Below are 10,727 nucleotides of genomic sequence, written 5' to 3' on the forward strand. Positions count from 1 at the left end.
AGCACGCTGAGCGCACGCACCCGGCCGGGCACGACCCTCCACTGTAAGGCGTGGCAGCCCAACGTGCTCGGCCAGGGGCCTTGACGGGGGGCTGCGCCTCGCCACGGCGAATCCCCCAAACCGAAGCCCCCAAACGGCCCATGGCGTCACAGGGTCGTCACACAGGATCCCTATCGTCCGCCTCGGCCACATGGCTACACCTTGCCGCCTGCGCGGCCCTCATTCCCTTTTGCTCCGGCAGTACACCCGATGTCCCAACACCCCTCGTCCAGCCGCCGCCAGGCCCTCAAGTTCTTCTCCACCATCCCCATGCTGCCCCTGGGCGCCGGCGCGGCGTCCACGCTGCTCTCCGGCTGCGGCGGTGGTGGCGACAGCGCCACGCCCACCACGGCGGGCGGCAGCACCACGGCCACCTTCGTGTCGGCGGCGTTCACCAGCACCCCCGCCCCCACGGCGACCGCAGACCGCGCCACCACCTACACCACCTCGCAGATGGTCGTCACCCTGAGTGACCACAGCACCCGCAGCTACAACCTGGCCTACGAGCCCTATTTCCTGACTGGCACCACCGTGTCCGACGGCCAGGGCGGCACCATCGTGGCCGGCGGCTACTACGACATCCAAAACCAGCCCATCATGGACACCACGGGCAGCACGGCCCGCCAGTTCTTCAGCGATTCGCCCGACGGCACCTCGCTGCTGACCGTGGCCAACGCCAGCGTGAGCGGCGTGACCGGCAACGCCGTGTTTGCCGTGGTGCAGTTCGAATACACCACCTACGCCCAGGATGGCAGCACCAGCATGTACGGCAAGCTGCCCTCGCCCATCGCCGTGCTCACCCTCGACCAGAACCCCAGCACGGGCAAGCTCACGCTGGTGAAATACCACAACGTCGACACCTCGGGCGTCAACGGGCTGTGGATCACCTGCGGCGCCAGCCTCTCGCCCTGGGGCACGCACCTCTCCAGCGAAGAGTACGAACCCGACGCCTGGAACCTGCCCAGCTACTGGAGCGCCTTCCAGACCAACCTGGGCTCCACCAGTGTCTCGCCCTACCACTACGGCCACCTGCCGGAGGTGACCGTCAAGGCCGACGGCACCGCCACCATCAAAAAGCACCACTGCCTGGGCCGCATCTCGCACGAACTGGTGCAGGTCATGCCCGACAACCGCACCGTGCTGATGGGCGACGACGCCACCAACGGCGCCCTCTTCCTCTTCGTGGCCGACAAGGAAAAAGACCTCTCCGCCGGCACCCTCTACGTGGGCCAGTTGCAGGACACCTTCGACACAGCCTTCCTGGCCGGCACCAACACCGTCAGCTGGAAGTGGATCAAGCTCGGCTCGGCCACCAGCGCCGAGATCAAGGTCTACATCGACCTGCTGGCCAACGGCACGCTGAGCAAGTCCGACATCATGGACGTGAAGACCTCCGACCCGTCGGACAGCACCTACACCAAGATCAGCATCGGCGGCGCCAAGAACTGGATCAAGGTCGTCTCGGGCATGGAGAAGGCCGCCGCCTTCCTGGAAACCCACCGCTATGCGGCCCTGATGGGCGGCAGCATGGGCTTCACCAAGCTGGAGGGCACCACGGTCAACATCGCCGACAAGGTGGCCTACTCGGCCCTGCAGAACATGGAGACCTCCATGGTCAGCGGCGCCACCGCCTGGGACAGCGCCAGCAAGATCGCCCTGACCTCGGCCCTCAAGGCCGGTGGCGTCATGGCGCACACCCTGGGCAGCGGCCAGATCGACACCAGCGGCAACGCGATCGACAGCGCCTGGATCCCCTCGGTCACGAAGATGCTGCTGACCGGCGAAGACATCAGCGCCGACAGCCTGGGCAACACCGCCAACCCGGCCACGGTCGCCAACCCGGACAACCTGAAGTTCTCGGAAAAGCTGCGCACCCTCTTCATTGGCGAAGACAGCGGCCAGCACACCAACAACTTCCTGTGGGCCTACAACGTCGACACCAAGCAGCTCTCGCGCATCCTGTCCATCCCGGCGGGCGGTGAATCGACCGGCTTGCACGCCGTCGACGAGATCAATGGCTGGACCTACATCTCGAGCAACTTCCAGCACGCTGGCGACAGCAGCTACGTGCGCGGCAACACCGAACTCAACGCCGCGGTGAACGCGAACTACAACAACAAGTTCAGCGCCGCCGTCGGTTACCTGACCGGCACCGCCACGAGCCTGAAACTGAGCGCCTGACGCCCATTTCGGCACCACCGCGGCGCCCCTTCTTCTGGAAATTGACACAAGAATGGGGCGCCGCGGGCCATTCAGGCACCCGTTTGGCGCAAGAGACCGATAAAATACAGGGTTTGTCCCAGACGTTCTCCGTTTGCCAACCGCGAGCGGAGGGCCCCTCGGGGACCACACGTCCCCACGTATCGACCTCACTCCAACCGACCGGAGACTGCTTGCATGGCCTCGCTGTTTGCTTCCGTTGAACTCGCCCCCCGCGACCCCATCCTGGGCCTCAACGAACAATTCAATGCCGACACCAACCCCGCCAAAGTGAACCTGGGCGTGGGCGTGTACACCGACGACCAAGGCAAGCTGCCGCTGCTGAAGTGCGTCGCCGCCGCTGAAAAGCAGCTGGCCGAAACCCTCAAGCCCCGCGGCTACCTGCCCATCGATGGCATCGTGGCTTACGACAAGGCCGTGCAAGGCCTGGTCTTCGGTGCCGAGCACCCCGCCGTCAAGGGCGGTCGCATCGCCACGGCCCAGGCCATCGGCGGCACGGGCGGCCTGAAGCTGGGCGCCGACTTCCTCAAGCGCCTGAACCCTGCGGCCAAGGTCCTGATCTCGGACCCGAGCTGGGAAAACCACCGCGCCCTGTTCGAATCGGCCGGCTTTGAAGTGGGCACCTACCCCTACTACGACGCCGCCAACCGCGGCATCAACTTCGCCGGTCTGATCGAAACCCTGAAGGCTGCCGCCGCCGGCACCATCATCCTGCTGCACGCCTGCTGCCACAACCCGACCGGCTACGACCTGTCGGACGCCCAGTGGGAAGAAGTCATCGCCGTGATCAAGGCCGGCAACCTCGTGCCGTTCCTCGACATGGCTTACCAGGGCTTTGGCAACGGCATCGCCGAAGACGGTCAGGTCGTCCTGAAGTTCCTGGAATCGGGCCTGAGCTTCTTCGTCTCCACCTCGTTCTCCAAGAGCTTCTCGCTGTATGGCGAACGCGTGGGCGCCCTGAGCATCGTCAGCGAAAGCGCCGAAGAGTCGAACCGCGTGCTGAGCCAGCTCAAGCGTGTGATCCGCACCAACTACTCCAACCCGCCCACGCACGGCGCCCAGGTGGTGGCCACGGTGCTGACCAGCCCCGAGCTGCGCAAGATGTGGGAAGACGAGCTGGCCGAAATGCGCGACCGCATCAAGCTGATGCGCACCGCCCTGGTCAACGAGCTGACCGCCGCCGGCGTGCCGGGCGACCTGAGCTACATCACCCGCCAGAAGGGCATGTTCAGCTACTCCGGCCTGAACGCCGCCCAGATGCAGCGCCTGCGTGCCGAGTTCGGCATCTACGGTGTGGACTCGGGCCGCATCTGCGTGGCCGCGCTCAACAGCGGCAACATCAAGGCCGTGTCGGCCGCGATCAAGGCCGTGATGTAAGCACAACGTCAACGCGCACCCGGGAAAGGGGCCCTGCGGGGCCCCTTTTTCATGGCTCGCTCAATCGTGCTCGTGGGGCTGGCGCCAGCCGGCCAGCACGTCCATGTGACTGGCCTTGCGGATCACGGGGTTGTTTTCCATGTCGCCAAAATCGGCGGCGTCGTAGCGCTGGTAGGCCTCGGTTCCGCGCGCCGGCACCGGCCAGCTGGCAGGCGGCAGCGCATGCCGAGCCTGCAGGGTGAAGCGCACGCTGCGGCCCTGCTCCTGGCGCAGCACGCGCTGGGCCACGCCCGCCTCGTCCAGCCAGTCCACCTCGATCTGTTCGTGGCCCATGCGGCCTTTGTAGCGGGTCACGCCCGCCTTCGCATCCCGCCCCACACGCTGCAGCTGCGGCAGCTTGCGGGCGTCGAACAGGGTGGCCAGGCTGTCCCATTGCGGGTAGACGTTCAAGGTCTTGAGCTCGCCGGTGGAGTAGGCCACCACACTGCGGTCGGCATGGAACACGCGCTCGAAACCGATGTGTCCCTGGGCGCTGCGCGTCCAGATGTCTTCCAGCTCGGGGCGCTGCACCACGGCGCGCTCGCCGTCGCGCAGGAGGTACCAGGTCTGCACCTTGCTCACCTTGCCGGCCTGCCACCGCACGCTGTAAGACAGGGCCTGGGGCCGCTCGGCCTGCAGAGGCGCCGCGGCCTCGGGCGCCACGTCGGACGCGGCCTCAGGGGTCTGCACGGGGGTGGGGGCCGAGGTCTGCGCCCACGTGGGGCCGATGAGCGCGAGCCCGCAGGCCAGGGTCAGCGCCAGGGGGCGAACCGAACAGGTGAACCGCTTCATGTTCAGGCTTTCTCTGTTTGAAAAAGCCTTCGCCACCCCGAGGGCAGCGAAGGCAAAAGCCCGCCACGGGGCAGGCTCTGGCGTGTGGGCCTGCAGGCCCTCACTCTTGCTCAGAAACCGAATGCTTCCTTCATCACGTGGAAGATCCAGTTCTGTTCCATGCTGCCGCGCACCAGGTAAGCCTTGGGGCCACGGGCCCAGACGCCCACGTCTTCACCGGCGTGGGTTTCCGAGCTGCTCAGCGGAATGGCCGCCTGCTGCAGGAAGCCCAGGGCCGTGGTGTCGACGCTGCTCAGGTCAGGGCGCACGCCGGAGGCGATCTGCGAGGCCGTCACACCAGGGCCGTTCATGTAGCCCAGGGTGGTGTAGGGCTTGCCGTCATCGGCCAACGAGGGCGAGACCGAGGTCCCGTCCACATTGGGCACAGGCTTGACCAGGCCCAGGATGTCGTTGCCGCGGTGCGGGTAGCCCGCCACCGTGAAGGTGTGGCTGTGGTCGGCCGAGACGATGATCAGGGTGTCGGCATCGCTGGTCAGCTCCATGGCCTTGCGCACGGCGTTCGACAGCTCGATGGTGTCGAGCAGTGCGCGCTTGGCATTGCCGGCGTGGTGGCCGTGGTCGATGCGACCGGCCTCGACGTGCAGGAAGAAACCATTGGGACTCTTTTGCAGCAGCTTGATCGACTTCTCGGTCATCTCGGTCAGCGAGGGCTCACCGGCGGTGTCGGCCTTGCGGTCGGCTTCGTACTGCATGTGCGAAGGCTCGAAGAGGCCCAGCACCGGGCCGCTGGTGGCCGGGTCGATGGCATCGAAGCCGGCGCGGTTCCACACATAACGGGCATCGCCACCTCGGGTCGAGACCCACTCGGCGGTCAGGTTGCGACCATCGTTGCGGCGGCCGACCGTGCCACTGTATTCCGGGTCCTTGAGGGTCTTGGGCAGGAAGTAGGTGCGGCCACCGCCCATCGCCACCTTCAGGCTGTTGCGCACGGTGGGCGACACCTCGATCAGCTGGCGTGCGATGTCCTTCACCGGGTTGGCGTAGTTGGCGCAGGTGCTGCCGATTTCCTTGTCCGACTCCCAGTCACGCACGGCGGTGTGGGCGTAGGTGGCGGCCGGGGTGGCGTGGGTCAGGCGGGCGGTCGACACCACGCCCGTGGCCTTGCCGTAAGCGGCGGCCAGCTCCAGCATGGTCGGCAGGGACTTGGTGGCGATCACATTGCCGTCGCACTCGAAGCGGGCCGTGGTGTGGTTGACCGACAGCATGCTTTCACGGGTCTTGTAGCCCGTGATCATGGCCGTCATGGTGGGCGCCGAATCGGAAGTCTGCTGGTCCCAGGAGTACGTCTTGGAGAGGGCGCTGTAAGGCAGGGTCTCGAACGAGAGGCGGTTTTCTTCGCCGGTCTTGCCGTTCAGTTGACCTTCGAGGATGCGCGCGGCGGTCTGGGTCGAGATACCCATGCCATCGCCCACAAAGAAGATCACGTTCTTGGCGCGGCGCACATTGGGCACCAGGCGCTTGCCCTCGGCAATGAACTGGTTGCCGGCGTTGTACCAGTCCTGCACGGCCTCCGGGCCCTTGACGACGGGGGCCACGGTGGTCGCGGCCTGGGCGGGCGACAGCGCCAGCCACAGGCTGCTCAGGGCAGCGGCGGCGGTGAGGGAGAGTTTGAACATGGGGACTCCTCGAATCGGTCTCGGTGGACCGTCAGACACGGTGTAAAGGGATGGGCTCAACGACGGCGGGCGCGCAGAGTGCCCGCGACGCCCAGGCCCGCCAGGATCAAGGCCAGGCTCTGCGGCTCCGGCACGGTCGACACCTGCAGGGCGACGTTGTCGACCCCCACCTGCAGCGAACCCAGGGTGTTGGCCGCGGCGATGCGCAGGGTATAGGTCTGCCCCGCCAGCAGGCCGGTGTTCGACCAGCTGGCTTCGTAGTGCGTGTACGCACTGGGAGTGGCCAGCAGCGATGGCGACAGCGCCAGGCTGTAGAGCACATCGGTCGCGTCGGTGCTGAAGGCGGAGGCGCCGGCCTTGAGGATGTCGACGCGCACCTGCACGTTCTCGGCGTCGGTCGACAGGCCGAGCGCGGCCGACGAGAAGCTCGTTTCGGCGCCGACGTAATGGACGAAAAGGTCCAGCGACAGGGTGGCACTGGCCGCGTCTTGCGCGCCCAGGGTGAAGGACTGGCTCAAGGCCGCACGCGACGGCGCGATCAGGTCGATCAGGCCGTAGTAGTGCCCCGAGGCGGCGCCGGCGGTGGCTTCGCCGCTCACGGGGGAGACCGTGCCCGACTCGACGAGCACACCGCCGAAGATGCCTTCTTCGCTGGCCGACCAGCTCGCGATCGCATCGGGGGACTGCACCGTCTGTCCATCGGCTTCAAAGCCGCTGTTGCCCAGCACCTGGGCGGCCTGAGCCTGGGCCATCAGGCCGAGGGCCAGCGCGCTGGCAATCACGGGAAACTTCATGTCCTGGCTCCGTCTTGGGGTGGTGACGACACGTGAATCGTTCACGTTTCGCTCATCCTGACGGCGCTTCATGACACGCCCATGAAGCCCGGGCCCGCGCCCGGCCCGAAGCAGGTCAGCCCAGCTTGATCACCTTCGCCACCGAAGGCACACCGGCACTGTTGAACACGAACAGCAGGTAGTAGCCCGGCGGCGCCACGTTGGCGCTGGCCGGCAGGGTCACGCTCAGGCTGCTGCCGCTGGCGGTGTAGCTCAGGGGCACGTAGCGCTGGTCGAAGTCGACCGTGTGTGTGACCGAGCCCGTTTTCACCAGCGAGACCTTGCTCACCCCGGTCACATTGGTGTCGACCTGGATGCGCTGCGCCCAGGTGCCGGTGGTAGGCGCCGAGGTGATCTCTGGCCGCACGGCCAGAGTGCCACTCGTGTCCTGCTTGTAGAGGTAGGGCGGCGTGTAGACCTCGGCGTTCAGGTTGGTTTGCGGCCCCGGGGCGCCGCCCCCGCCCGTCAGCACGCGGCCATCGGGCAGCAGCATGCTCACAGAGTGGTACAGGCGCATCTGCCTGGCGGTGGCCGCGGTGCGCCAGGCCCGTGTATCGGGGTTCCAGATCTTGCCGGTGTAGGCCACACCCCAGGCCACGTTGGAGACAAACGAGCCGCCGTTCACATAGACCTGCCCGTCGGCCATGACCGTGGCCGAGCCATGGAAGCGGTCCTGGCCGACCCCGGTCACGCGGGCGGCCGTGGGGGTGGTACCCGTGAGGTCGATGACGGTGGCCGTGTTGTTCTTGCGGAAAGACAGGATCTTCCCCGGGCGATACATGACACTGGTCAGGTAGGCATCGCCGGCGGCCAGGGTCAGCGGGGTCTTGGTCAGCTGGCCGGTGCCAGCGGGATCGAGGAAATAGGTGCCGCCAGCGGTGGTGGCAATGAAGACCTTGCCATGGGGCGCCACCCAGGCGCGCGGGTAACTCCAGTTCTGCGTGCCATAGGCGGCGTCGCTCACGGCAGAACCCAGGGTGCGCCAGCCTGCACCTTCTGTGTAGACCTCGGGCGTTGCCACAGGCGTGTTCGGGTCGGCCCGGCCGCCCAGCACCAGCACCTCGCCCTGCGCCGTGGTCAGCACGGTGGGGTACCAGCGCAAAAAGGCCATGGGCTGCTGAGCCGAGTACAAGGTGGTGCGCTGCCAGTCGAAGAGGTTGACGTCATTGACCGAGTAATTTCGCGTGCCGTTGACGGTCTTGTCGCCCCCGGTGAGCAGCACCGCACCGCTGGCCGGCAGCACAAGCTGACCACTGCAGAAGGTGTCGGTGCCAGTGGTGTTGGGCAGGGTCAGGTGGGCGTCAGGGCCAGTGCCCTTGCGCGGGTCCCAAACGTCGTAGATGAACTGGCCGGTCTGGTTGCCGGCGCCGTCGCTGCCATAGCTGAGCACCCGCCCGTCGGGCAACTGCACCATGTGGATGGGGATCAGCGGCCAGCTCACCACGGGGCCAAAGCTGCCCTGCAGGTAGGCGTTGCTGGCCGCCTGGGCAGCCGTGGCCAGCGCCAGTGCCCCCCAGGCCCCGCACAGCGTGCGCAGGCGACAGCGAAGACGCAGGCGAAAACGCCTGCAAAGTGAGGCCCTGGCATGGGGCTGATCGGCTTGATGTCGCTTGTTCATGGTGTGACCTCCCTGTGGCATCGCAGGCCGATCCTAGCCAGAACAGGGGCGCGCTGACGAGGCCAGACGGGGCGCCATCCCGCACAAAATGCAGGCCACCCCCCTCAACAAGGGGACGGGTCACAGCCGACCTGACCCACAAATGCACGGTTTCAGGGGCCTACTTGATCGGGATGGCGGGTCACCCCCGATGCCATCATTCAGGAAGTAAACTATGCTGCACTGCACCAAATACTGAAACCGCCGGTATTCAGTTGCGGCCAAGCGCCGCCTCCCCCCGCTTTGAGGACCCGCCATGCTCTATCAGATCTACGAAACCAACCGCGCCTGGATCAGCCCGTTCTCGGAGTTCGCCAGCGCCGCCTCCAAGCTGTACAGCAACCCGCTGTCGCCCATGGCGCAACTGCCGGCGGCCCAGCGCGTGTCGGCCGGCTTCGATCTGATCCACCGCCTGACCAAGGAGTATGAAAAGCCCGAGTTCGGCATCAACAAGGTCAACGTGGGCGGCACGGAGGTGGTGATCCAGGAGCAGGTGGTCGAGGCCAAGGCCTTCTGCAAGCTCATCCGCTTCAAGCGTTTCACCGACGACGCCAAGCTGCTCGACAAGATGCGCGACCAGCCCTCGGTGCTGGTGGTGGCGCCCCTGTCCGGCCACCACTCCACCCTGCTGCGCGACACCGTGCGCACCCTGCTGCAGGACCACAAGGTCTACATCACCGACTGGATCGACGCCCGCATGGTGCCCATGGAAGCAGGCGCCTTCCACCTCGACGACTACGTCAACTACGTGCAGGACTTCATCCGCAAGGTCGGCCCGGATGTGCACGTGATCTCGGTCTGCCAGCCCACGGTGCCGGTGCTGGCCGCCGTCTCGCTGATGGCCAGCCGCGGCGAGGCCACGCCCCGCACGATGACCATGATGGGCGGCCCCATCGATGCGCGCAAATCGCCCACGGCCGTGAACAACCTGGCCATGAACAAGTCGTTCGAATGGTTCGAGAACAACGTGATCTACCGCGTGCCGCACAACTACCCCGGCTCCAGCCGCCGCGTCTACCCGGGCTTTTTGCAGCACACCGGCTTCGTGGCCATGAACCCCGACCGCCACGCCACCTCGCACTACGACTACTTCCTCGACCTGGTGCGTGGTGACGACGACAGCGCCGAAGCCCACCGCGAGTTCTACGACGAGTACAACGCCGTGCTCGACATGCCGGCCGAGTACTACCTCGACACCATCAAGACCGTCTTCCAGGATTTCGCCCTCGTCAACGGCACATGGATGGTGCGCAACCCCAAGGGCCAGGAAGAGCTGGTGCGCCCGCAGGACATCACCACCACCGCGCTGCTGACGGTGGAAGGCGAGCTGGACGACATCTCCGGCGCCGGCCAGACCCGCGCCGCCCACGACCTGTGCACCGGCATTCCCAAGGAGCGCCAGAAGCACTACGACGTGATCGGCGCCGGCCACTACGGCATCTTTGCCGGCCGCCGCTGGCGCGAAAAGGCCTACCCGGAGATCCGCGCCTTCATCCTGGCGCACAACAAGAAGTGATGCCCGGGCGCGCGGGCGCTGGCGGAGGCAGGTAGACTGCGCGCCGCCATGCCCCACGCCCCCCATGCCCCGTTCAGGCCCGGCCTGAACGCCGACGAGATCAACGCCCTGCTGCCGCAGACGCAGTGCACGCGCTGCGGCTTTCCCGACTGCGCCGCCTACGCCCAGGCCATTGCGCAGGGCGAGGCCGACATCAACCAGTGCCCGCCTGGTGGCGCCGAAGGGGTGGCCCGCCTGGCCGCCCTCACCGGCCTGCCCGCCAAACCGCTCAACCCCGAACACGGCCTGGAAGGCCCCCGCACCCTGGCCGTCATCGACGAGGCCTGGTGCATCGGCTGCACCCTGTGCATCAAGGCCTGCCCGGTCGACGCCATCACCGGCAGCAACAAGCTGCTGCACACCGTGATCGAGGCCGACTGCACCGGCTGCGAACTGTGCGTGCCCGTTTGCCCGGTCGACTGCATCAGCATGGTCCCGGTGACCGGCGAGCGCATGGGCTGGGAATCGCCTTTGCCCGATGATTTCGTGTGGCTGGTATCCCTGCTCAAGCAGGACCGCGAGGCCTTCGTCGGATGACC

7 protein-coding genes and 1 pseudogene are annotated in these 10,727 nt (G+C 66.6%); 4 read left to right on the forward strand and 4 right to left on the reverse strand.

Translation table 11 applies throughout. The features are described from left to right. The first annotated feature begins 249 nt into the window (after positions 1–249). Together QZ994_RS05010 and QZ994_RS05015 are read left to right on the forward strand one after the other, a co-directional pair. Positions 250–2,220: an alkaline phosphatase PhoX gene (locus QZ994_RS05010; protein WP_290869086.1), complete on the forward strand. Its 1,971-nt coding sequence runs from the start codon at positions 250–252 to the stop codon at positions 2,218–2,220. A 216-nt stretch (positions 2,221–2,436) separates the two neighbouring features. Beyond that, entirely contained in the window at positions 2,437–3,636 is a 1,200-nt protein-coding gene (locus QZ994_RS05015; RefSeq protein WP_290869089.1) for an amino acid aminotransferase, read from the forward strand. A 60-nt stretch (positions 3,637–3,696) separates the two neighbouring features. On the opposite strand, the gene QZ994_RS05020 is transcribed toward QZ994_RS05015, so the two are convergent. From QZ994_RS05020 to QZ994_RS05035, 4 genes are all read right to left on the reverse strand, one after another. Then, positions 3,697–4,467, reverse strand: coding sequence for a hypothetical protein (locus QZ994_RS05020; RefSeq protein ID WP_290869091.1), 771 nt, complete (start codon positions 4,465–4,467; stop codon positions 3,697–3,699). A 110-nt stretch (positions 4,468–4,577) separates the two neighbouring features. Next, complete coding sequence (locus tag QZ994_RS05025; RefSeq protein WP_290869094.1) at positions 4,578–6,143, reverse strand: alkaline phosphatase; 1,566 nt, start codon at positions 6,141–6,143, stop codon at positions 4,578–4,580. Between the two features lie 56 nt (positions 6,144–6,199). Further along, positions 6,200–6,937 carry a PEP-CTERM sorting domain-containing protein gene (locus tag QZ994_RS05030; protein ID WP_290869096.1) on the reverse strand — a complete coding sequence of 246 codons (738 nt, stop codon included), beginning with the start codon at positions 6,935–6,937 and terminating at the stop codon, positions 6,200–6,202. 115 nt (positions 6,938–7,052) lie between these two features. After that, positions 7,053–8,594 carry a galactose oxidase early set domain-containing protein gene (locus QZ994_RS05035; RefSeq protein ID WP_290869100.1) on the reverse strand — a complete coding sequence of 514 codons (1,542 nt, stop codon included), beginning with the start codon at positions 8,592–8,594 and terminating at the stop codon, positions 7,053–7,055. A gap of 295 nt (positions 8,595–8,889) precedes the next feature. On the opposite strand from QZ994_RS05035, the gene QZ994_RS05040 reads away from it, so the two are divergent. Both QZ994_RS05040 and QZ994_RS05045 read left to right on the forward strand, forming a co-directional pair. Then, positions 8,890–10,149 carry a polyhydroxyalkanoate depolymerase gene (locus tag QZ994_RS05040; RefSeq protein WP_290869102.1) on the forward strand — a complete coding sequence of 420 codons (1,260 nt, stop codon included), beginning with the start codon at positions 8,890–8,892 and terminating at the stop codon, positions 10,147–10,149. 48 nt (positions 10,150–10,197) lie between these two features. Then, positions 10,198–10,656: pseudogene (locus QZ994_RS05045) on the forward strand (RnfABCDGE type electron transport complex subunit B); the annotation flags it as partial. Positions 10,657–10,727: the final 71 nt, after the last annotated feature.

Source organism: Aquabacterium sp., from assembly GCF_021768455.1.
Taxonomy (GTDB): domain Bacteria; phylum Pseudomonadota; class Gammaproteobacteria; order Burkholderiales; family Burkholderiaceae_C; genus Aquabacterium.